Origin of the sequence: Aequorivita xiaoshiensis (assembly GCF_022008395.1) — a bacterium.
Classification (GTDB): Bacteria; Bacteroidota; Bacteroidia; order Flavobacteriales; family Flavobacteriaceae; genus Aequorivita; species Aequorivita xiaoshiensis.
In genome coordinates this window covers 25712-47957 of record NZ_JAIRBB010000015.1, presented here as the reverse complement: position 1 = coordinate 47957, position 22246 = coordinate 25712, and the positions used below count along the sequence as shown (strand labels likewise).

The 22246-nt window shown below is 35.4% G+C and carries 21 protein-coding genes and 1 pseudogene; 17 read left to right on the top strand and 5 right to left on the bottom strand.

Annotated elements, in window-relative coordinates:
- The 3 genes and pseudogenes from K8344_RS12860 to K8344_RS12850 form a co-directional block, all read left to right on the top strand.
- Window positions 1-216, top strand: a pseudogene (locus K8344_RS12860) (GIY-YIG nuclease family protein); the annotation flags it as partial.
- 105 nt (window positions 217-321) lie between these two features.
- Window positions 322-813, top strand: coding sequence for a 5-(carboxyamino)imidazole ribonucleotide mutase (gene purE, locus K8344_RS12855; protein WP_237609088.1), 492 nt, complete (start codon window positions 322-324; stop codon window positions 811-813).
- 82 nt (window positions 814-895) lie between these two features.
- Complete coding sequence (locus tag K8344_RS12850) at window positions 896-2914, top strand: M3 family metallopeptidase (protein ID WP_237609087.1); 2019 nt, start codon at window positions 896-898, stop codon at window positions 2912-2914.
- Between the two features lie 18 nt (window positions 2915-2932).
- Here K8344_RS12850 and K8344_RS12845 read toward each other — a convergent pair whose 3' ends face one another.
- Entirely contained in the window at window positions 2933-3418 is a 486-nt protein-coding gene (locus K8344_RS12845) for a dihydrofolate reductase (protein WP_237609086.1), read from the bottom strand.
- The gene (locus K8344_RS12840) at window positions 3415-3849 is read right to left on the bottom strand and encodes a 2TM domain-containing protein (protein WP_237609085.1); all 435 of its coding nucleotides are present in this window, start codon (window positions 3847-3849) and stop codon (window positions 3415-3417) included. Before K8344_RS12840 ends, K8344_RS12845 begins: the two co-directional genes overlap by 4 nt.
- Window positions 3850-3926: 77 nt before the next feature.
- On the opposite strand from K8344_RS12840, the gene K8344_RS12835 reads away from it, so the two are divergent.
- From K8344_RS12835 to K8344_RS12815, 5 genes are all read left to right on the top strand, one after another.
- Window positions 3927-5009: an aminotransferase class V-fold PLP-dependent enzyme gene (locus tag K8344_RS12835; protein WP_237609084.1), complete on the top strand. Its 1083-nt coding sequence runs from the start codon at window positions 3927-3929 to the stop codon at window positions 5007-5009.
- Between the two features lie 126 nt (window positions 5010-5135).
- The gene (locus tag K8344_RS12830) at window positions 5136-5648 is read left to right on the top strand and encodes an inorganic diphosphatase (RefSeq protein WP_237609083.1); all 513 of its coding nucleotides are present in this window, start codon (window positions 5136-5138) and stop codon (window positions 5646-5648) included.
- A gap of 299 nt (window positions 5649-5947) precedes the next feature.
- Complete coding sequence (locus K8344_RS12825; protein WP_237609082.1) at window positions 5948-8452, top strand: sodium-translocating pyrophosphatase; 2505 nt, start codon at window positions 5948-5950, stop codon at window positions 8450-8452.
- A gap of 153 nt (window positions 8453-8605) precedes the next feature.
- A complete protein-coding gene (locus tag K8344_RS12820; protein ID WP_237609081.1) occupies window positions 8606-9871 on the top strand; it encodes an MgtC/SapB family protein in 1266 nt (421 codons plus the stop codon).
- An 8-nt stretch (window positions 9872-9879) separates the two neighbouring features.
- A complete protein-coding gene (locus tag K8344_RS12815; protein WP_237609080.1) occupies window positions 9880-10875 on the top strand; it encodes an App1 family protein in 996 nt (331 codons plus the stop codon).
- A gap of 9 nt (window positions 10876-10884) precedes the next feature.
- Here K8344_RS12815 and K8344_RS12810 read toward each other — a convergent pair whose 3' ends face one another.
- A complete protein-coding gene (locus tag K8344_RS12810) occupies window positions 10885-11499 on the bottom strand; it encodes a deoxynucleoside kinase (RefSeq protein WP_139855478.1) in 615 nt (204 codons plus the stop codon).
- A gap of 5 nt (window positions 11500-11504) precedes the next feature.
- Window positions 11505-12302 (bottom strand): hypothetical protein, encoded by a 798-nt coding sequence (locus K8344_RS12805; protein ID WP_237609079.1) that lies wholly within the window; start codon window positions 12300-12302, stop codon window positions 11505-11507.
- 174 nt (window positions 12303-12476) lie between these two features.
- On the opposite strand from K8344_RS12805, the gene K8344_RS12800 reads away from it, so the two are divergent.
- The 3 genes from K8344_RS12800 to K8344_RS12790 all read left to right on the top strand — a co-directional run bounded on the left by K8344_RS12800 (window position 12477) and on the right by K8344_RS12790 (window position 16933).
- Entirely contained in the window at window positions 12477-13358 is an 882-nt protein-coding gene (locus tag K8344_RS12800; protein ID WP_237609078.1) for a GLPGLI family protein, read from the top strand.
- 119 nt (window positions 13359-13477) lie between these two features.
- Entirely contained in the window at window positions 13478-16237 is a 2760-nt protein-coding gene (locus K8344_RS12795) for a TonB-dependent receptor (RefSeq protein ID WP_237609077.1), read from the top strand.
- A gap of 81 nt (window positions 16238-16318) precedes the next feature.
- Window positions 16319-16933: a DUF4230 domain-containing protein gene (locus tag K8344_RS12790; RefSeq protein WP_237609076.1), complete on the top strand. Its 615-nt coding sequence runs from the start codon at window positions 16319-16321 to the stop codon at window positions 16931-16933.
- Window positions 16934-17079: 146 nt separating this feature from the next.
- Here the strand turns inward: K8344_RS12790 and K8344_RS12785 are convergent, their stop codons facing one another.
- The gene (locus tag K8344_RS12785; protein WP_237609075.1) at window positions 17080-17385 is read right to left on the bottom strand and encodes a rhodanese-like domain-containing protein; all 306 of its coding nucleotides are present in this window, start codon (window positions 17383-17385) and stop codon (window positions 17080-17082) included.
- 159 nt (window positions 17386-17544) lie between these two features.
- Between K8344_RS12785 and K8344_RS12780 the strand changes: the two genes are divergently transcribed.
- The 6 genes from K8344_RS12780 to paaD all read left to right on the top strand — a co-directional run bounded on the left by K8344_RS12780 (window position 17545) and on the right by paaD (window position 22168).
- Complete coding sequence (locus K8344_RS12780; RefSeq protein ID WP_237609074.1) at window positions 17545-18114, top strand: TetR/AcrR family transcriptional regulator; 570 nt, start codon at window positions 17545-17547, stop codon at window positions 18112-18114.
- Window positions 18115-18310: 196 nt separating this feature from the next.
- Window positions 18311-19384 carry a 2Fe-2S iron-sulfur cluster-binding protein gene (locus K8344_RS12775; RefSeq protein ID WP_237609073.1) on the top strand — a complete coding sequence of 358 codons (1074 nt, stop codon included), beginning with the start codon at window positions 18311-18313 and terminating at the stop codon, window positions 19382-19384.
- A gap of 70 nt (window positions 19385-19454) precedes the next feature.
- The gene (paaA, locus tag K8344_RS12770; protein ID WP_237609072.1) at window positions 19455-20411 is read left to right on the top strand and encodes a 1,2-phenylacetyl-CoA epoxidase subunit PaaA; all 957 of its coding nucleotides are present in this window, start codon (window positions 19455-19457) and stop codon (window positions 20409-20411) included.
- Between the two features lie 93 nt (window positions 20412-20504).
- Window positions 20505-20789, top strand: coding sequence for a 1,2-phenylacetyl-CoA epoxidase subunit PaaB (gene paaB / locus K8344_RS12765; protein WP_237609071.1), 285 nt, complete (start codon window positions 20505-20507; stop codon window positions 20787-20789).
- A gap of 31 nt (window positions 20790-20820) precedes the next feature.
- A complete protein-coding gene (gene paaC, locus K8344_RS12760) occupies window positions 20821-21570 on the top strand; it encodes a 1,2-phenylacetyl-CoA epoxidase subunit PaaC (RefSeq protein WP_237609070.1) in 750 nt (249 codons plus the stop codon).
- A 97-nt stretch (window positions 21571-21667) separates the two neighbouring features.
- Entirely contained in the window at window positions 21668-22168 is a 501-nt protein-coding gene (gene paaD, locus K8344_RS12755; protein WP_237609069.1) for a 1,2-phenylacetyl-CoA epoxidase subunit PaaD, read from the top strand.
- The last annotated feature ends 78 nt before the right edge of the window (window positions 22169-22246 follow it).

Here is a 22246-nt window from a genome sequence, read left to right as displayed (position 1 = left end):
TTAATATTTCATCAAGAGTTCAATGATATAGAACAGGCTATATATTTCGAGAAAAAAATAAAAAAATGGAGTGCACAGAAAAAAAGAGCCTTGGCATATGAAGATTTCGATATGCTTCAGATATTGTCAGAATGTAGAAATATGACACATTCAAAATATAAACCAACTGCCGAGGAAGTTTCTAGCACACTTAACCAAATAAATAATTTAAATTAGAAATCAATTTGTCCCCTCGAGCGCAGTCGAGAGGTCGATTTTAAGCAAGATTCGTCTTAACAAGTAGGTCTCGACTGCGCTCGACCTGACACAGCACTAAAAAATATGAGCAAAGTAGCGATAATAATGGGAAGTACTAGCGATCTGCCAGTGATGCAGGACGCGGTAGATATTTTAAAAGAATTCAACATTGAAGTAGAAGTAGATATAGTATCTGCTCACCGCACTCCAGAAAAGCTGTTTGATTATGGTAAAAACGCGCATACACGCGGAATTTCGGTAATTATTGCTGGTGCTGGAGGCGCTGCCCACCTACCTGGAATGATTGCTTCACTTTCACCCCTACCAGTTATAGGTGTTCCAGTTAAATCTAGTAACTCAATCGATGGTTGGGACAGCGTATTGTCTATTTTACAAATGCCAGGTGGTGTTCCTGTAGCTACAGTTGCACTTAATGGCGCTAAAAATGCTGGTATTTTAGCCGCACAAATCATTGGGTCGTCAGACAAATCTGTTTTGGATAAAATTCTAGCCTACAAAGAAAATCTTAAAGTAAAAGTAGAAGAAGGGGCGAAAGAAGTTCGCAGTGGTAAGTAGTGAGTCGCTAAAAATAATTAATCGTTTTTGACTCACATTTTTTGAGTCAAAAATCCTTACGTCTAAAATCTAAAAACTTTCAATGAATCCTTTATTACAACCCTATAACACAGCCCCATTTTCAAAGATTGAAAACAAGCATTTTCTTCCTGCAATTACTAAATTAATCGAAGAGACTAAGGCTGAAATTGATGCTATAACTTCAAATTCTGATGCTCCTAGTTTTGAGAATACAATTGAAGCATTAGAATTTAGTGGTGAAAAGTTAGACCGAGCTACAAGTATTTTCTTCAATCTAAACAGTGCGGAAACAAACGATGAAATTCAGAAATTAGCACAGGAAATTTCCCCTATGCTAACCGAATTCGGCAATGATATGTTGTTAAATGAAGCCCTTTTTAAAAGAGTTAAAGCTGTATATAATCAAAAGGACACATTAGACCTTAATGAAGAACAACAAATGTTGCTCGATAAAAAGTACAAAGGTTTTTCAAGAAATGGAGCCAATCTTTCTGAAGAAAAGAAGAAAGAACTTAGAAAAATAGATACTGAGCTTTCTAAATTGAAACTCACTTTTGGAGAAAATGTATTAGCAGAAACTAACAAGTTTGAACTTCATATTACCGATGAAAAGAACTTAAGCGGATTACCTGAGGGAGTAATTGAAGCTGCTTCTCAAACTGCGGAAGAAAAAGGAAAAGAAGGTTGGGTTTTCACTTTGGACTACCCTAGCTATGTTCCATTTTTAACCTATGCCGACAATCGTGAATTGCGTAAGAAAATGGCAATTGCATTTGGTGCAAAAGGGTTTAATAATGACGAATTTGACAATCAGCAAAATGTACTTCAAATTGCACAATTACGTCATAAAAGAGCAAATTTACTGGGGTATAAAAGTCACGCACATTTTGTTCTTGAAGAGCGAATGGCAGAAACTCCTGAAAAAGTAAAATCATTTTTAAACGAATTATTAGAAAAATCAAAACCCGCTGCCAAAAAAGAATTTGAAGAGTTAACTGCTTTCGCGAAAGAACTAGATGGAATAGACCACTTAGAAAAATGGGATGGCGCTTATTATTCAGAAAAGTTGAAACAAAAACTTTTTAATCTTGATGATGAAAAGCTAAAGCCATACTTCGAATTAAAAAATGTAATTAACGGGGTTTTTACTGTTGCGCAAAAGCTTTATGGACTACACTTTAAGGAAGTTCAAAACATAGACAAATATCATCCAGAGGTAAAAACTTACGAGGTAAAAGATGACGATGGAGAATTAGTCGCCCTGTTTTATGCCGACTTTCATCCACGTGCAGGCAAGCGAAATGGAGCTTGGATGACGTCGTATAAACCTCAACAAATAAAAAACGGTAAAAACGATAGACCACATATTTCTAACGTTTGTAATTTTACCAAGCCTACTAACAGTAAACCTTCACTTCTTACATTTAACGAAGTAACGACGCTCTTCCACGAGTTTGGTCACGCCTTACACGGTATGCTTGCAAACACCCAATATCCTAGCTTATCAGGAACAAGCGTTTATTGGGATTTTGTGGAATTACCAAGTCAGATTTTAGAGAATTGGTGTTACGAAAAAGAGACCTTAGAACTCTTTGCTACACATTACAAAACCGGAGAGTTAATCCCAATGGAGTATGTGAATAAAATAAAAGAATCGGCTACTTTCCTTGAAGGGATGGCAACACTCCGTCAATTGAGTTTCGGAATGTTAGATATGGCTTGGCACAGTCAAGATCCAAGTGGAATTAACGACGTAAAAGCATTTGAGGTTGCTGCATTTGAAGACACTCAGTTATATCCGGATGTAAAAGAAAACTGTATGAGCACTTCGTTCTCACATATTTTCCAAGGCGGTTATTCGGCAGGATATTACAGTTACAAATGGGCAGAAGTGTTGGATGCAGATGCATTTGCATATTTCCAACAAGAAGGAATTTTTAGTAAAAAAGTGGCAGATAAGTTTAAAAACTTTGTGCTTTCACAAGGAGGAACTATGGACCCAATGGAATTATATATTAAATTCCGCGGCCAGAAACCAGACCCAGAAGCGTTATTAAAGCGTGCTGGATTGTGGAAGTAAAAGCTAAAGCGAAATTAATTAACGACGAACCCAAGTTTGATAGGTGAAAGCATATTTATGCTTTTCATCTATCTCATGACGGGTTTCCGATTCCAATTTCCATTCGTCGGTAGAAAATTCAGGGAAAAATGTATCGGCATTGGCAAAAGTTCCGTGAACACGAGTTAACTCAATTTTATCAGCAAAGGGCAATCCCATTTTATAAATTTCTCCTCCTCCAATAATAAAGGGTTGAACGTCATTTTGGGCAATTTCTAATGCCGCTTCCAAACTTTGCACACTCACTGCACCCAATTTCTCATAATCTTTATCCCTTGTAATTACAACATTTGTTCTATTGGGAAGCGGCTTGTCTAAAGATTCAAATGTTTTACGCCCCATAATTACGTGATGACCACTAGTAAGTTTCTTAAAACGCTTAAAATCGTCAGGCAGGTGCCAAATCATTCCATTTTGTGCTCCTAATTCGTTGTTTTCGGCCGCGGCGGCAATCATTGTTATCATTGTACGTCTGGAGGTAAAAGGTTGTCTGCATCGTTTTTTTTTGTGAAATCGTCAGTCTTTGGCAATTGCAATTCGCTATCAACTTGCTTTTGAAGTTCTGCAATTTTCTCTGCTTGTCTTGCCTTCAACTTTTCGAGCTGTCGATCTTCCCATTCCTTATCCATAAATTTATTCATTACAAAAACATTGAAAAGATGAATCAGAAAGATAAAAGTCCAAATTAGAATAGCCCATATAAACCAATCTTTTATCAATGTTTCATTCCCATAACCCAATACCGGATTTATAATAATAAGGATAATGGAACCCACTAAAAACAAAATAAAGTGACGCATTAAATTCTTTTTCTGCTTAATTCGCCTACGTGCATATTCATATTGCTCACGCTGCTCAGCGTCTATTCTGTTGTTTTTTTTAGTTTTTGAGAACATAGTTAGTTACTTTCGTTACACAATCACGATTACTTTCTGTAAAAATACCTAAATTTCGCAGTAATGGTATAATTCATATGAAAGAAATAAGAAAACACTTTCCCAGCCTTAACACAACGGTGTATCTCGATACCGCTGCAAATGGTTTAATTCCGAAACCTGTGATAGATTGGAGACGAACTCAGGATGAAGAACTGCTAAACAATCCTGTAGCTTATCGCGCGAAACATCAAAAAATTATTGAAGACACAAAATTTGAGATTTCCCGATTCTTTAATGCTCCGCTTAATACAATTGCTTTAATCCCAAATTTCTCATTTGGGATAAATAGTATTTTGGAAGGTCTTCCTAAAAATCAGAAAATACTATTATTAAATAATGATTACCCTTCAGTAAATTGGCCTGTTGAAAGTAGAGAGCTCAATGTGTGTTATGCTGAAATAGATGAAAATCTTGAATTAAATATTGAAACAGCCATTAAAAAACACAAACCTGAAGTGTTTATTTTTAGTATCGTACAATGGCTAAGTGGAATTAAAATAGACTTCAACTTCTTAAAACAATTAAAAGATAAATACCCGAACTTACTGTTAATAGCTGATGGCACGCAGTATCTAGGTACAGAAGTTTTCAATTTTGAAGCTAGTCCTCTTGATGTATTAGTCACAAGTTGTTATAAGTGGCTTACATCTGGATTCGGAAATGGAATATTATTTATTAAAGAAACTGCTCAACACAGAATATCGCCTAAAACTATTGGATTTAACTCGGCAGCCACGTTTGAAAGTACACCGTCAGACACTGCTTTTATGAAACATTTTGAACCTGGGCATCAAGACACTTTAAATTATGGAAGTATAGCACAAGCCATTAAGTTTCAAGAAAATTATGGACGTAAAGTCTTGTATCAACAAATAAAATCAATTTCAGAATTAGCCAAAGAAAGCTTTGCCGAAATTGGATTACTCTCAAACCATACGCTACTACGTCAAAACCATTCTTCTATTTTCAATTTACAATGTGATAAGAATATATTTAAAAAACTTAAAGAAAACAATATTGCGTGTTCTTTACGAGGATACGGTATAAGAGTAGGATTTCATTATTACAACACTAAAGAGGATTTAGCACATTTACTTCAAGTTCTTAAGCAAGGCTAAATCGACTTTTCATGATAAAAAGCATAAGTTTCTGTTAAGTAGTGGAAAACACTATACAACTACTTTCCCATTAAGAAGGAAAGCAGTACTTTTGCACCCTCAAAATAAATTACTTAAAAAATTATCATGAACAAGACATTCGACGTACTAATAGAAATTCCAAAAGGAAGCCGTAACAAATATGAATACGACTTTGAGTTAAAAAAAATTCGTTTCGACCGTATGCTTTTTAGCAGTATGATGTATCCTGCCGATTATGGTTTTATTCCAGAGACATACGCAAAAGATGGTGATCCTTTGGACGTACTAGTGTTAGGTCATGAGCCTACATTCCCAATGTGTGTGATGGAAGTTAAGGCTATTGGAGTTTTCCATATGGCTGATGAAAAAGGACAGGATGAAAAAATTATCTGTGTACCTGTATCAGACCCAATCTGGAGCCAGTTAAACGATTTAGAAGACCTTAATCCTCATTTGAAAAAAGAAATTGAGCATTTCTTTAAAGTATATAAGGATCTTGAAAAGAAACGTGTAGATGTAGGTGGATGGGGTGATGCTGCTGAAGCAAAAGAAATTTACGAACAATGCATTAAGCGTTACGCAGAGACTCCTGAAGTACACGGAAAATTCAGTATCTAAGAGACTCTCTTAAGCAGACCATACATTTCAAATTAAGGACGTAAAACTCAAGACTATAAGGTCTTTTGTTTTTACGTCCTTTTCCTTTTTATGCACATTTTCAAGAATCATCAATTTTTACTTTCCGTCACTTCAAGTAATTACATAAATACATAACTTTAACAGTATCAGTGAAAAAACCTTAAATTTTCTATTTCATTTTTGATTTTTACACCTTAAAAATAGCTGTTTTATATCCCAATCCATTTTCCTATTTTTGAGAGAAACATATTAACAACCAACCTTAAACTAAATTTTTTATGGAATTAATGATGATTTATGCGCCCATTGTTATGGCGCTATTAGGCCTTTTATTTATGGCCGTAAAACGTTCTTGGGTAATGAAACAGAACCCTGGAGATGGCAAGATGAAAGAAATAAGTGACCACATTTATGAGGGTGCCTTAGCTTTCTTAAATGCCGAATATAGATTACTCGCTGTCTTTGTTATAATAGTAAGTATCGCTTTGGCAGTTGTTTCATTCGTTGTTCCTACTACAGATATACTAATTGTTGTAGCCTTTATTTTTGGAGCTGTGTTTTCTGCTTTAGCCGGAAATATGGGGATGAAAATAGCTACAAAAACAAACGTCCGTACTACCCAAGCGGCTAAAACAAGTTTACCTAATGCGCTTAAAATATCTTTCGGCGGAGGTACCGTAATGGGACTTGGAGTTGCTGGTCTAGCAGTATTAGGACTAACTGCATTTTTTATATTCTTCTTCCATTACTTTATGGAAGGTGTTTGGACCAATACAATGGATATGACTATTGTTCTTGAAACATTAGCTGGATTCTCTCTTGGAGCTGAGTCTATTGCTTTGTTTGCAAGAGTAGGTGGTGGTATCTACACAAAAGCTGCCGATGTTGGTGCCGACCTTGTTGGTAAAGTGGAAGCTGGAATTCCAGAAGATGATCCTCGTAACCCCGCAACAATTGCTGATAACGTGGGTGATAACGTAGGTGACGTTGCAGGTATGGGCGCCGATTTATTTGGCAGCTATGTAGCAACAGTTCTTGCTGCTATGGTTCTAGGAAACTACGTGATAAAAGATATGGGAGGAGCTATCACCGATGCATTTGGTGGTATTGGACCAATTTTACTACCTATGGCAATTGCAGGAGTTGGAATTATCATTTCGGTAATTGGTACAATGCTAGTAAAGATTAAAAGTAATGATGCTAAGGAAGCTCAAGTTATGGGGGCCTTAAATATCGGAAACTGGGTCTCCATTGTTCTTGTTGCTATTTCATGCTATGTTCTGGTATTATGGATGCTCCCTGAAACTATGAATATGAGTTTCTTCGGAGAAGGGCTTCAAGAAATTTCTTCAATGAGAGTGTTTTATGCCACACTAGTCGGTTTAGTTGTTGGCGCAGTTATTTCATCCATAACCGAATATTACACAGGATTGGGAAAGAAACCTATTTTAAAAATAGTGCAACAATCATCAACTGGTGCAGGTACTAATATTATTGCAGGTTTAGCAACGGGAATGATTTCAACATTTTCTTCTGTTATACTCTTCGCAGGAGCGATTTGGGCTTCTTATGCATTTGCTGGTTTTTACGGAGTTGCCTTAGCAGCTTCTGCAATGATGGCTACTACGGCAATGCAGCTAGCAATTGATGCCTTTGGCCCTATTAGTGACAACGCAGGAGGTATTGCCGAAATGAGTGAGCAAGACCCTATTGTAAGAGAACGTACCGATATTTTAGACTCAGTTGGTAATACCACCGCTGCAACCGGAAAAGGATTTGCAATTGCTTCAGCAGCACTTACTTCATTAGCACTTTTTGCCGCCTATGTTACATTTACCGGGATTGATGGTATTAATATCTTTAAAGCCCCTGTACTAGCAATGCTTTTTGTGGGAGGTATGATTCCAGTTGTCTTTTCGGCTTTAGCCATGAATGCAGTTGGGAAAGCAGCAATGCAAATGGTAAATGAAGTAAGACGTCAGTTTAGAGAAATTCCAGGAATTATGGAGGGTACTGGAAAACCTGAATACGACAAATGTGTGGCAATTTCAACCAAGGCTTCTTTAAGAGAAATGCTATTACCTGGTATTATGACTATTGGTTTCCCAATTGCAATTGCTTTTATTCCGATGATCTTTGGAATGAACAATATGGCGATTGCAGAAATGCTTGGTGGATACATGGCGGGAGTAACCGTAAGTGGTGTACTTTGGGCAATCTTCCAAAACAACGCTGGTGGAGCTTGGGACAATGCTAAAAAATCTTTTGAAGCAGGCGTTATGATTGACGGCAAAATGACATATAAAGGTAGTGACGCCCATAAAGCTGCTGTAACTGGTGATACAGTGGGTGATCCTTTCAAAGATACTTCAGGGCCTTCTATGAATATTTTAATAAAACTAACATGTTTAATCGGACTGGTAATCGCACCAATTCTAGGAAACCACGACAACAATATTATTACTGCTGAAACATCGACAGAAGAGGTTTACATAATAGATGCTGAAGGGAACAAAACTGTATTAACCGATAAGCAAATTAAATATATTGAAACAGGAAAAACCATCACTGAAGGTGACAACTTAAGAAACAAAACTGAAACGATGGTTGAGTGGCTGAAAAACAACAACAACGACCAGGTTACAGCAAATGTTACAATTACCAGAACTGTTGACGGTGTAGAAAGCATGGAAACTAAAACATTTACAGGTACGGAAGAAGAAGTTCGTTCACAATTAAAAGATGTAGATGGAATAAAAATAAAAGTGAAAGACAAAGAGTAAACCGTAACATTTCACAATTAAAACGAATAATAATTTTAAAGCCTGCTAAGTTTATTCATTTTGCAGGCTTTTTTTACTCAAGTAATATTAATTTTATATTTCAGAAATCTATTTTCGGCAACCCTGATTAACTTTTATTACTTTAGTACTTATATGAATTACGAGGACATAATAACTTTAGCCATTGGGTTTGGATTAGGAATGCTTGTTGGTCTTCAACGCCAAAAAAGCGATCATGAAATGGCGGGGGTTAGAACCTTTACACTTATTTCATTAATGGGCGTTGTTTCGGCCTTTTTAGCTCGAGATTTTAACAACCCTTTTATTCTACCTGTATTAGGAATCTGTCTCACAGCCTTATTAGTAACAGCCAATGTCATTAAGCTAAAAAAGTCTAATGAAACAGATATTGGGCAAACTACAGAGGTAGCAGCGCTACTTATGTTTGCTGTTGGAGCTTATTTAGTAATGGGTGATCGAGTAATTGCCGTTATCGTGGGCGGTTCTGTAGCTATTCTACTTTACTTAAAAGAACACCTACATGATTTTATAGAAAAACTAGAAGAAAAAGATCTTGCTGCTATAATGACTTTTGCAGGAATTTCCCTCGTAATACTCCCTCTCCTGCCCGATAAAACCTTTGGTCCACTAGATGTTTTAAACCCAAGAAATATCTGGTTAATGGTAACCTTAATTGTGGGAATAAGTGTAATTGGCTATTTCATCTACAAATTTGTTGGTAAGAAAGTCGGCATCATCTCTAATGGAATCCTAGGAGGGCTTATTAGCAGCACAGCCACCACCGTTAGTTATGCTCGTAAAGCGAAAGAGACAAAATCCATTAACAAACTAGCAGCCTTTGTTATTTCAGCAGCCTCTGCAGTTGCAATGGTAAGAGTATTAGTAGAAGTAGGTGTAGTTGTCCCAGAAAAATTTTCAGAGCTTTTCCTACCGCTTATTGCTGTATTTATTGTTATGGCTATTATTTGTGTAGGTCTGTTTTATATCATCAGTAAAAATGGTGGAGATGATAAAATGCCTGAACCTGAAAATCCAGCACAATTTAAAAGTGCCTTGATTTTTGGATTGTTATATGGTGCTATTCTTTTGGCTGTAGCATTTACTAAACAAGAATTTGGAAATGATGCGCTATATGTGGTGGCAATAATTAGTGGTCTTACCGATGTTGACGCGATAACATTATCCTTATCTCAAATGATGAAATCTGGAGGATTAAACACCGCTACAGGTTGGCGTTTAATATTGCTAGCTTCACTTTCTAATTTAGCTTTTAAAGGAGTTATGGCTGCAGTTTTAGGCACACGTCAATTGGCAAAATGGATAGGAATTTCCTTTGGAATCACAATTGCTTTTGGTATAACCATTATGTGGTTATGGCCTGATACTTGGCATTTTTAAAAAATACTATGTTTAAAAAAGACCCAATTCAAATTGTTACCTTTCGCAGTTATGGCACTGCTAACCACCTTTATGCCAAGGGTCGATCTATTCAGGATGAGGATATAGACCTAAACCAAACAGGTTTATTCAACTTATTAAGAAATAGTTGGAAGCGATTTATTACCGACAAAGTAACGAATGCCAAACTCACACTCACACTCCCTGACAATAGAACAATTTCAACTATAACGGACAGTCAAGGTTATTTTTTAATTGATGAAACCATAGAAAACCTACTTCCCTTAACAGATGAAGAAGGTTGGATAACATTTTCAATTTCTTTTACCGAAAATAAAAGCGGAAGAAAAATACAACAAAACAATAAGTTTAAGGGTGAAATCCTCATTCCAAAAAACACAGCGAAATATGGAGTAATTAGTGATATTGATGACACCATTCTTCATACAGGACTTACCTCTCGATTAAAATGGGCTGTAATAAAAAACACATTTTTTAAAAGTGCCGATAAGCGAATTCCGTTAAAAGGTGCTGCAGATTTTTACCAAAAATTACACGACGGAAAATCTGGAAGCGATTGTAACCCTATTTTCTACGTAAGTCATAGTCCGTGGAACTTATACAATTATTTAGAAGTTTTCCTAGAAGTCAATAACTTTCATAAAGGACCTATTCTACTGCGAGATTTTGTAAATCCTTTTGCTAAAAAATACAAAGCTGAGAAACCTCAAAAGCAAACCGAAATTATAAATATATTAGATACTTACCCCAAACTGCCTTTTATACTTATAGGTGATAGTGGCCAGCACGACCCAGATATCTATAAGGAAATTACCGAATCGAATCCTGGGCGAATTTTAGCTATCTATTTAAGAGATGTAAATCGCAGGAAAAAAATGGAGCGTGTAAAAAAACTTTATAAAGATTACACAAGGGTGCCAGTACTATTAGTGGAAGATACCGAAGCAGCAATAAATCACGCAAAAGATCAAGGATTTATATAAATCTTAAATTTAAAATAAACCGTGTAGTTCAGCATCGATTTTATTAATCACCTCTCCAAGATGTTCCTGATTATCTACAAAGTCTAAATCATCAACATCTAGTATAATAAGATTTCCTTTATCATAACCGTGAATCCAAGCTTCATAGCGCTCGTTTAGCCGGCTTAAATAATCTATGCTTATTGAATTTTCATAATCACGACCGCGTTTGTGAATTTGTTTCACAAGGTTTGGAATACTACTACGCAGATATATCAATAAATCTGGCCCTTCAGTAACACTCTCCATAAGTTCAAAAAGCGATCTGTAATTTTCGTAATCACGATTAGTCATTAAGCCCATCGCGTGTAGGTTGGGTGCAAAAATATATGCATCTTCATAAATAGTTCTATCTTGAATTACACTCTTTCCCTTTTCACGAATATCTAATATTTGGCGAAAACGACTATTCAAAAAATAGATTTGAAGATTAAAAGACCAACGCTCCATCTGATTGTAAAAATCATCTAAATACGGATTGTCTTCCACATCTTCATAATGGGGTTGCCACTTGTAATGTTTTGACAATAACCTTGTAAGCGTAGTTTTACCTGAACCTATATTTCCTGCAATTGCAACGTGCATATTATTTAATTCTTTGGGATAGTTAGTGAAAAGATGTGCAAATATTTGCCGTCATAAATATAAAGCAAATCATTAGTAAGCTGCAAGTCTTTAATATTCATTTCTGCCACATCTAACTTTACGGTTTCTCTTGGTTTATCATCATTCCGTTTTGCAAAATCGGGAACGTAATAAAGTGTATTCTCCTTTAGTGCAATCAAGTTTTCATTTTGTTGAACGATTTTTTCATAATCTTCTGAAGCAGCTTCATTGAGAATACTTCCGTATATATTAAAAGCGCGTAATTTCTTTTCAGTTAAAGTGAAACAGTAATTAAAGTTACTCGCCTGAGACATTAGTTTTCCAGGAAAAGGTTGTGATACCACGGTTTGCATTCTAGAACCGTAATTGTACAGTTCGAGTTGCTGCGTATCTACATTAAAAACCCACAAACTATTGCTACCTGCATTCGTAGCAGTACTTACATTCAAAAATTGTGGCAAATTATTAAAACTAATTCTTTGAATTTCACTTAACTTATTATCGAGTAAAACCACTGTATTGGTGTCTTGAAAAAAAACAATCACTTTTAAAGGGTTTATTATATCGACAGAAGTAATTCTCCCCAACTGAAGGTCGTTGAACTTAAAATTACCATCTGTCCCTTGCTTGATTAAAACACGGTCTTTAATAAAATAGATGTATTTATAATTGTCTACCCCTATAAACCTATCAGCATCTAACGGCGTTTTACTCTCCAAGTTTAGACTTTGAGCAATACTAAGTTGACCAATTAGTAAAAAGAATATTAAAAGTAGTTTCATAAAGTTGGCAAGTTACAAAATGTGGTGATACCCTAAAACGTAAAATTATGTAACACATTATACATTCACTCGTCTTAGTATTAGCGAACTATAGTTTGTTGTATTTAAATATATTATTTTTAAGCAATTTACTTCATGTTCATTAACTTTAAACTTACTCTTAATTACAATTTTATGGTACGATATGTTTTAATTTTCCTCCTTTTATTTTCGGTTTCTTTAAACGCACAAAGTATAAGTGGGCAAGCTTTTTACGAATCTAAAACAACTGTCGACTTAGATGAAATGGGCGCTGGCAGACGTGAAATGACTGAGGAAATGAAAAAAATGGTTTCTCAGATGATGAAAAGCGCATTAGAGAAAACCTACATCCTCACATTTACAAAAGACGAATCTATTTATAAAGAAGAAGAAAAACTTGATGCAACACCAATTAACCCAGGGTTCAGAATGATGATGAACAGCTTTACTCCTGGAAGTCAATACAAAAACCTAAAAACAGGACAAATTGTAGAGGAAAATGAATTCTTTGGAAAGCAATTTTTAGTAACAGACTCTATAAAATCGTTGGATTGGCAGATGACGAAAGACACTAAGCAAATAGGACAATACACCGTTTTTAAAGCTATTGCTATGAAAAAGGTTGATCCTACCGATTTTAGTATGGCACGTCCAAAACGCGATAGAAAAGGAAAAGATGAAAAGGAAAATGCCGAAGTAAAAAAAGATTCTACAAATTTTGACGACCCAATGGATATGATTGAAATTCCTGAAGAAATCGAGGTTATTGCTTGGTTTACACCACAAATCCCTGTAAGTAATGGCCCTGGAGAGTTTGGAGGGTTACCTGGCTTAATTATGGAGTTGAACGTTTATAGAACAACATTACTTTGTTCAAAAGTCGTGATTAATCCAAAATCTGCTGAAAAAATTGAAGCTCCTAAGAAAGGAAAGAAAGTAACTCGTGAAGAATACATTAAAATTGTACAAGAAAAAACCGAAGAGTTGCGTGAAAACTTCCAAAACAGAGGTGGAAGACGTGGCGGTGGATTCTAGGAGATAATGTAATTGAAATCGAAATTGAAAATCACGTAGCCACAAGGAACACAGGGAAAAATGGAATATAGTTTTCTATCTATACCCGCTGTGTCCTCGGTGGTAAAAAAACATCTTCAATGAATAAAATCCATCTCTTTCTCTTATTAATTTTCTCCATATCTCTTTCTGCCCAAAGCATCAAAGTAAAAGGAACCATTAAAGATAGTCTTGGCAACCCCTTGGAATTTGCCAATGTAATAGCTAGTGTTAAAACTACCGGTGAAACAGAGTCCTATGGGATTACAAATCATCAAGGCCGTTACCAACTCGATCTTCCAAAAGGAAACACTTACACTTTAACCGCAAGTTTCTTAGGATATGAAACCAAAAAACAAACAGTCTCCGTTCCCACTGAATCTGATAATATCGATTTAAATTTCATTTTAAATCCGCAGGAAAATCAATTAGACGATGTAGAAATTGTTTACGAAATGCCTGTGACTGTAAAAGGTGATACCATTGTTTACAACGCAGATAGTTTCACAAATGGCAATGAACGCAAGCTCGGAGATGTAATGAAAAAACTTCCCGGAGTGGAGGTTAATGACGATGGTGAAATTCAGGTAGAAGGGAAAACGGTTAGCAAAGTAATGGTGGAAGGAAAAGATTTCTTTGACGGCGATAGTAAACTAGCTACTAAAAACATTCCAGCCGATGCTGTAGACAAAGTAGAAGTACTTCGAAATTACAATGAAGTTGACCAAATGCGAGGCCTTGGGAACGATCGCGATAATGTAGCGATAAATGTAAAACTAAAAGAAGGAAAGAAAAACTTCTGGTTTGGAGAGGTTACTGCTGGTGCAGGAATTGCTGATGAATACGGTGAAGATAGTGGTCGTTATTTGGTACATCCAAAATTATTTTACTACAGTCCTAAATACAGTATTAACCTAATTACCGATTTCAATAATATTGGAGAAGTTCCTTTTACCTTTCGCGACTACTTCAGTTTTACGGGTGGTTTTAAAAGTTTTAACCGAGGAGGTGGAACTAGTTTTAGAATTAGCGATAGCGACTTAGGTTTTGCTGTTTCTCAAAACGACAGAGCTAAGGCTATAGACGCAAAGTTTGTAGCTGGAAACTTCAGTTATGCTGTAAATGATAAGTTAGACATAAGTGGGTTTGGAATTCTAAGTGATAATAAAACGAATATTGTAAATAAAAGCATCAGTCAATACATCCTTACTGGAATTACCGAAAATACAAATACAAACAATGACCAACGCAACCAACTGGCTATGCTAAAACTGAGTAGTGTTTATAAACCTAACATAAATTTTCAGTTGGATTACGACGCCTTAATAAAAACTTCAAAGCAAACGCAAGACGACGCTACGCTTTCAATAGTTGGGGGTAATCAAAATGATATTTCTGAAGCCAAAGAAAACAAGCCTTTCTCAATAAATCAAAACGCGAATGCTTATTTCACTTTAAATGACAAAAACATATTTGCTGCAGAAGTTCAGCATTTGTATCAAAATGAAGATCCTTTTTATCAAGCAGTTCAGGATTCAATTCCATTTCGAGGGGTTTTTACTACTATTAATCCACTAGACCCTTTTAATAGTGATGCCGATACATTCGATCCTTTAGAACAATCGGAACGCTTCAACATAAACCAAAACAAAACTGTAAAAAGTCATAAGCTCGATGCAAAAATTGATTATTACTATGTTTTGAACAATGTCAGCAACCTCAACTTTACCTTTGGAACCACTTATAGCAATCAGAAATTTAACTCAAATATTTTTCAAATTTTAGATAATGGAAATCAAAATAATTTTACTGAAAACGATTTCAATAACGATGTAAACTATACTTTCTCAGATGTATTTTTAGGACTTCATTATAAATTAAAATCGGGGAAGTTTATTTTCACACCTGGGCTTACACTTCATAATTACAACTTGAAAAACGAGCAATTAGGGACAACCTCAACGCAAAACGACTGGATAGTTTTACCAGATGTAAATATTGTTTTAGAGCTTAAAAAAAGTGAGAATTTACGTTTTAACTATGCAATCACTTCAGAATATAGCGACGTGAATAATTACGCACAAGCCTACGTTTTTAACAATTACAATAGACTTTTCCGCGGAAATAGAGAGCTAGAAAACTCATTATCGCATAGTTATAATTTAACTTATTTTAGCTTCAATCTTTTTAATTACACCAATATTGGCGGGAATTTAAGCTATACTCGACGGATCGATGCTATAAAAACCACCACCCAACTAGCAGGAATTAATCAAGTAAGTAGCCCAGTTAATTTTGATAGTAATTTTCCAGATGAAACTTTTTCGGCTGTTGGTAGGTTTAGCAAACGAGTAAAGAAAATTCAATTTAAATTGGATGCTGCATTATTCTTAACCAAAACAAATAACACCATTAATAACGAAATTCAAGAAAGTCAGAGTTTTACTCAGAATTATAATGTAAGTGCGTTGAGTAATTTTAAGAGTTTTCCAAATTTTGAAGTTGGTTATCGTTTCATTAAAAACGATTATGACAATGGAGGAATTGAACAAACATTCTTCACCAACAAACCATATGCAAATGTAAACCTCCGATTTTTAAAAGACTTCAACTTTTTTGCGGAATGGGATTACTACAACTATACCAACGATGCCAAAACTATTGAAAATAGTTATTCGTTTTTTAATGCTAATTTATATTACAAACACGGTGAAAGCCCTTGGGAGTTCTCTGTACAAGCAACAAATATTTTAGACACGAAATCTATTAATAACGACAGCTTTAACGATCAATTCAATACAACTTCACAGTATTTTGTAATGCCAAGAATTGTTATGCTTGTAATTAAATACGATTTGTAATGATTAATTTTCAGTTAAACTAGAGGTTACAATTATTAACTGACACCCAATTTTTATATCTTTCCTGTAAAAATCATTTCTATGCGAAACATTCTCCTCGGTATTATCATTGCTTTTGTTATAATTTTTAGTGTGCGATATTGTGATGATCGAAAGGACAATCGCGAAACTCTGCAGGCTAATACTGCACTTATTGAGAAGGAATTAAAAAATGTGGGAAAACTAATTGTAACCGAAGGAAGTTACGCTCAAGTTTTTAGTTATAATGCTAGTAGAGATTTGATGTACGGCCTATTCGATGCCCGTAAAAAAGCATTGATTGTAGTAAATGCTAAAGCTAGCATCGCCTACGATTTAAGCAAAATAACATCTGAAGTTAACGAAGCGACAAAAACGGTTGTCATCACGAGTATTCCCGAGCCTGAGCTATCAATAAATCCAAATATTGAATACTATGATGTAACTCAAGATTATTTAAATCAATTTACAGCTTCGGATTACAACAAAATAAAACAACGTGTTGAGAAATCGCTACGCAAGAAAATTGAAGCCTCAGAATTGCGAACAAATGCTGAAAATAGATTAATTTCTGAACTTTCGAAAATCTACATTCTTACCAATTCAATGGGATGGACTTTGAAATACAATCAAACAATAGTTGAAGAAGAAGAGGATTTACAGCGAATCAAACTCTGAAAAAAATTCAATGGAAATCGAAATAGAAACCTGGTCGTAAGAGCACTGAAAATAGCCACAGGAGATTGAGATCAAAATTGAATAACGATTATTAAACTCCCTTACGCGCCAACTCTTCTCTCTATTCTCTACTCTCTATTTAAGGTTTAAAGCTTCTTACTCAAACTAAACCATCCTCCACCATTCATCACTTCTATCCCATTATTTTTTAGAATTCCCGCAGCACTTGCACTTCGCATTCCACTAGCACAACATACAATTACAGGTTTGTCCCATTTCTTGATCTGAGAAATATTAGAACTGATACTTTGTAACGGAATGTTTTTAGAACCCGGAATGGCTCCCCCATCATATTCGCCTTTACTACGAACATCGACAATGATAGCATCACGGCTTTTAAAGTCTTGTATTTTTTTTGATTTATTTCCGAATAAAAAATCTAATATTCCCATATAATTATTGTTCTAAAGTTGTAAGAATTGATCTTGGTCGTAACTATGTTTACAGAATTACGAATAGTTCAAACTTAAATTACATAATTCAAAAGTAGATTAGCTGTATCACCTAACCAAAACCTGACCAGTCTATTTTTTTGTAAATTGCAATCGATTATGAAGCAAAAAAACCGAAGGGATGAAATAATTGAAGTTGCATCAAGTCTATTTTATGACAAAGGCTTTAATGCTATTTCTATGCGTGATATTGCTGCGGCAATGGATATTAAGGCAGCGAGTCTTTACAATCATATAAAAAGCAAGCAAGAAATATTGGCAGAAATTATTCTAGAAGTTGCTAAAGAATTTACCGCTGGAATGGAAAGTGTAGTTGTCGCAAATAGTTCAGCAATTGAAAAAATTGAAAAAGTAATTGAGCTTCATATTGATATTACGGTCAACTATTCCGAGGCTTTAGCCGCTTTAAATAACGACTGGATGCATCTAGAAGGTGAAGATTTAAAGAGTTTTATAAAAATGCGGGACGATTACGAAGAAAATTTTCGCGATATAATTAAGCAGGGTATTGCAGCTAATGAGATAAAACCTAATCACCCTGAAGTAATATTATTTTCTATCCTTTCGAGTTTAAGAACTCTTTACATTTGGAATCAAAAAAGAGGAAAGATAGATGTAAATATCTTAAAAAAAGATATGGTATCTGTGTTAATTAATGGTATTGCTTAAATCTGAGAAAAATAGTCATCAAATTATTAAAATTGCGGTCTTTAAGTATATAACGAATGAATCATTTAGAGTCATTTTACTGCTCCTAGCTCATTCTAGTATGCCGCAATTCATTAAAAAACGAAAGTAAATAAAGATCAAAGTTGCAATTATAACTAACAACTGTTAGTTTTGCTATTCATAAATCAAAAAATAAGTGGCAAGATTTCATAAATTAAAAGTACAAGACGTTTATAGAGAAACCGATGAATGTACGGTTATAACTTTCGACGTTCCAGATAATTTGGCTCAGGAATTTAACTTTCGCCAAGGACAGCATTTAACTTTAAAAGCCGATATTAAGGGGGAAGATACACGACGCTCGTATAGTTTGTGCTCAAGTCCTATTGATAACCAATGGCAAGTAGCTGTAAAAACAATTCCAGGTGGTGTTTTTTCTACTTATGTAAGAGATACTTTAAAGTCTGGAGATACTCTTGAGGTTATGGAGCCAAGTGGAATGTTTGGCGTGGATGTAAATCCTGATAAAGCGAAAAACTATTTATTTTTTGCTGCAGGAAGTGGAATCACCCCGGTTATTTCCATGATTAGAACACATCTAGCATTAGAATCCAATGCTACTTGCAAGTTGTTTTATGTGAATAGAACTGCAAAATCTATTATCTTTAAGGAAGCTTTAGAGCAATTGCGAAATCAATATTTCGGGAGACTAGAAATCTATTATTTCCTTACTAAAGAACGCAGAGATATCGAACTTTTCAACGGTCGGTTTGACGAAGAAAAAATGGAAATTCTAACAAAGAATTTCATCGATATACCCGACACTAGTGAAGTGTTTTTGTGCGGTCCTGAAAAAATGGTAGATTTTGTAAGTGAATACTTAATAAAAGCTGGACTTCCAAAAGAATTAGTTCATTATGAACTTTTTGTTACAGGACTTTCAGAAGAAGATATTAAAAGAGCTGAGCGTTTAGCAAAACAAAACGTTGAAGGTGTTGAAGTAACAATTGTAGATGGTGGAAAGGAATTCCAATTTACGATGACTAAGGATTTCGACAACATTCTTGACGCCGCATTGGCCGCAGGGGCAGATTTACCTTTCGCATGTAAAGGTGGTGTTTGCAGTACTTGTAAGTGTCAAATAATAGAAGGAAATGTGGAGATGAAAATAAACTATGCGTTAAGCGATAAAGAAGTAGGACAAGATTTAGTTTTGAGTTGTCAGGCTGTACCAACGTCAGATAAGGTAAAAGTAGATTTTGATGTATGATGAATTATCCTACAAACTGTCCACTTTTTATATAGCGGAGCTAATTGTAGGTATTAAAAAAAAAGATATTATGAGCGAAAAAGAAGTAAAAAACCTAGAAGAAATCTTTGAAGCACGGATTGCGCGCGATGAAAAGATAGAGCCAAAAGATTGGATGCCGGAGAAATATCGAAAAACTCACATCAGGCAAATAAGTCAACACGCACATTCAGAAATTATTGGAATGCTACCTGAAGGAAATTGGATTACCCGTGCTCCTTCCCTGCGTAGAAAAGCCGCATTATTGGCAAAAGTTCAAGATGAAGCTGGACATGGCTTGTATTTGTATTCAGCTTGTGAAACCCTTGGAGTTTCTCGCGACGAATTATACGATCAACTTCATAGCGGAAAAGCGAAGTATTCTTCAATTTTTAATTACCCAACAATCACTTGGGCCGATATTGGTGCTATTGGCTGGTTAGTAGATGGAGCCGCTATTATTAATCAAGTGCCACTTTGTAATACTTCATTCGGACCTTATGCTCGTGCAATGGTACGTGTATGTAAGGAAGAAAGTTTTCACCAACGTCAAGGTTACGAAATTATGTTAACGCTTTGCCGTGGCACTGAAGAGCAAAAAGCAATGGCTCAAGACGCATTAAACCGCTGGTGGTGGCCAAGCTTAATGATGTTAGGCCCTACAGATGCAGAATCTGTTCATACCGAACAATCGATGAAATGGAAACTGAAGCGTAAAAGTAATGACGAATTACGCCAACAATTTATCGATCAAACTGTACCTCAAGCAGATATTTTAGGACTTACAATTCCAGATCCCGATTTGAAATGGAATGAAGAAACAGGCCATTATGATTTTGGGGAAATTGATTGGGAAGAATTCTGGCAAGTAGTAAAAGGTCACGGTCCTTGCAACAAAGAAAGAATGAGTGCTAGAGTGAACGCTTGGAATAATGGAGAGTGGGTTCGCGATGCCGCAATGGCCTATGCTGAAAAGAAAGAAGCAAACAAATTAAAAGAAGCAATATAAAACTAGAATCAAGGCTTTAGGAATTCAGCTGTAAAGACATTATATTCTTGAATTCTGAAATTCATAAAAACTTTGAATCAAACACATAAAATTATGTCAAAAAATTGGCCCCTTTGGGAAATATTTGTCCGCAGTAAAAACGGATTAGAGCACCGTCACTTCGGAAGCCTTCACGCAGCAGATGCTGAAATGGCTTTAGAAAATGCGCGTGATGTTTACACTCGTCGAAACGAAGGTGTGAGCATTTGGGTTGTAGAAAGTAAAAACATTACAGCTTCAAATCCTGCTGAAAATGGCGAAATGTTTGAGCCTGCTCAAAATAAAGTTTACCGCCACCCTACTTTTTACGATTTACCAGATGAGGTGAAGCATATGTAACGGGAAAACAATACTGAAATCAAAATTGAAAATGAACAATCTATATAAATATCTCCTTACAATTGCTGACAATTCACTAATTCTAGCCCAAAGATTGGGAGAGCTCTGTGGTCACGGCCCAAGTTTGGAAACAGATATTGCAATTACCAATATTTCATTGGATTTGCTCGGACAAACAAGAAGTTATTATCAATACGCTGCCAAATTGGTAGGTGAAAATAAAACTGAAGACGATATCGCTTTCTTACGTATTGAAAGAGATTACAAAAACTGTCTTTTAGTAGAGCAACCCAACACTCATTTCGGATTTGTTATAGGCAGACAATATCTCTTTGATGTTTATCACTATATGTTGATAGAGAAACTTCAAAATAGTCCTGATGAAAACTTGGCTGCTATTGCTAAAAAGGGAATTAAAGAAGTAAGCTACCACAAGCGTTTTTCTGGAGACTGGGTAAAACGATTGGGTGATGGAACTGAAGAGAGTAATAAAAAAATGCAAGAAGCTATCGACGATCTTTGGAGATACACCAATGAACTTTTCTATTTAACCGAGGCTGAAAAAGAAGTGGTTAAAGAAGGAATTGGAGTTGATGTTTCATCATTTAAAGAAGAATATTACAAAGAAGTTTCTGAACTTCTAACGGAAGCTACTCTTACTGTACCTGAAAATAAATACTTTACAAAAGGAGGAAAAGAAGGAGTTCACACAGAGCATATGGGCTATATTTTAGCCGAATTGCAATATATGCAACGCACCTACCCTAATATGAATTGGTAGTTATATCATTCACTTTAATTGCTACATTCCTACTTAAAGTAGCACTTTAGAGGTTGGTAGTAATTAGAATCCTGAAATTTTAAAAACATAAAATAAATTGTTGACAGAAAGTCCAAATATTGATAAAGATTTAATCCCAGTTTTGAAAACCGTTTCAGATCCGGAGATTCCTGTGTTATCGGTATTGGCACTAGGAGTTATTCGTGAAGCAATAGAAGTAAACGGAGTTGTAAAAATAAAACTTACTCCTACCTATTCTGGATGTCCAGCTATGGACGTTATTTCAGACGATTTAAAAAAAGCATTCGAGGATGTTGGGAAAAAAGTTGATGTAGAACTTGTTCTTTCCCCTGCCTGGTCCACCGATTGGATATCTGAAGAAGGGCTACAAAAAATGGAAGAATACGGGATTGCGCGTCCTCTTTCAGAAACTCACGACAAAGACGTTTTACTTGGAAATAAAAAAATGGTTAAATGTCCGCAATGCGGAAGTACAAATACACATCTAGTGAGTCAGTTTGGATCTACAGCTTGCAAAGCACTTTTTAAATGTGACGACTGCCACGAGCCATTCGATTACTTTAAATGCTTGAAGTAAGTTCCCTCGTAGGCTGGAATTTCATCCTTAGTGCTTAAATACTTTAATCTTGATTCTTGTTTCTTATAGCCAGCGGAC

Bases quoted from the DNA above. Each gene is read 5' to 3' on its own strand.
- K8344_RS12825 (WP_237609082.1), top strand. From the start codon at position 5,948: ATGGAATTAATGATGATTTATGCGCCCATTGTTATGGCGCTATTAGGC.
- paaC (WP_237609070.1), top strand. From the start codon at position 20,821: ATGAACAATCTATATAAATATCTCCTTACAATTGCTGACAATTCACTA.
- paaB (WP_237609071.1), top strand. From the start codon at position 20,505: ATGTCAAAAAATTGGCCCCTTTGGGAAATATTTGTCCGCAGTAAAAAC.
- K8344_RS12795 (WP_237609077.1), top strand. From the start codon at position 13,478: ATGAATAAAATCCATCTCTTTCTCTTATTAATTTTCTCCATATCTCTT.
- K8344_RS12820 (WP_237609081.1), top strand. From the start codon at position 8,606: ATGAATTACGAGGACATAATAACTTTAGCCATTGGGTTTGGATTAGGA.
- K8344_RS12840 (WP_237609085.1), bottom strand. From the start codon at position 3,849: ATGTTCTCAAAAACTAAAAAAAACAACAGAATAGACGCTGAGCAGCGT.
- K8344_RS12785 (WP_237609075.1), bottom strand. From the start codon at position 17,385: ATGGGAATATTAGATTTTTTATTCGGAAATAAATCAAAAAAAATACAA.
- K8344_RS12830 (WP_237609083.1), top strand. From the start codon at position 5,136: ATGAACAAGACATTCGACGTACTAATAGAAATTCCAAAAGGAAGCCGT.
- K8344_RS12835 (WP_237609084.1), top strand. From the start codon at position 3,927: ATGAAAGAAATAAGAAAACACTTTCCCAGCCTTAACACAACGGTGTAT.
- K8344_RS12810 (WP_139855478.1), bottom strand. From the start codon at position 11,499: ATGCACGTTGCAATTGCAGGAAATATAGGTTCAGGTAAAACTACGCTT.
- K8344_RS12780 (WP_237609074.1), top strand. From the start codon at position 17,545: ATGAAGCAAAAAAACCGAAGGGATGAAATAATTGAAGTTGCATCAAGT.
- K8344_RS12800 (WP_237609078.1), top strand. From the start codon at position 12,477: ATGGTACGATATGTTTTAATTTTCCTCCTTTTATTTTCGGTTTCTTTA.
- purE (WP_237609088.1), top strand. From the start codon at position 322: ATGAGCAAAGTAGCGATAATAATGGGAAGTACTAGCGATCTGCCAGTG.
- K8344_RS12815 (WP_237609080.1), top strand. From the start codon at position 9,880: ATGTTTAAAAAAGACCCAATTCAAATTGTTACCTTTCGCAGTTATGGC.
- K8344_RS12805 (WP_237609079.1), bottom strand. From the start codon at position 12,302: ATGAAACTACTTTTAATATTCTTTTTACTAATTGGTCAACTTAGTATT.
- paaA (WP_237609072.1), top strand. From the start codon at position 19,455: ATGAGCGAAAAAGAAGTAAAAAACCTAGAAGAAATCTTTGAAGCACGG.
- K8344_RS12850 (WP_237609087.1), top strand. From the start codon at position 896: ATGAATCCTTTATTACAACCCTATAACACAGCCCCATTTTCAAAGATT.
- K8344_RS12790 (WP_237609076.1), top strand. From the start codon at position 16,319: ATGCGAAACATTCTCCTCGGTATTATCATTGCTTTTGTTATAATTTTT.
- K8344_RS12845 (WP_237609086.1), bottom strand. From the start codon at position 3,418: ATGATAACAATGATTGCCGCCGCGGCCGAAAACAACGAATTAGGAGCA.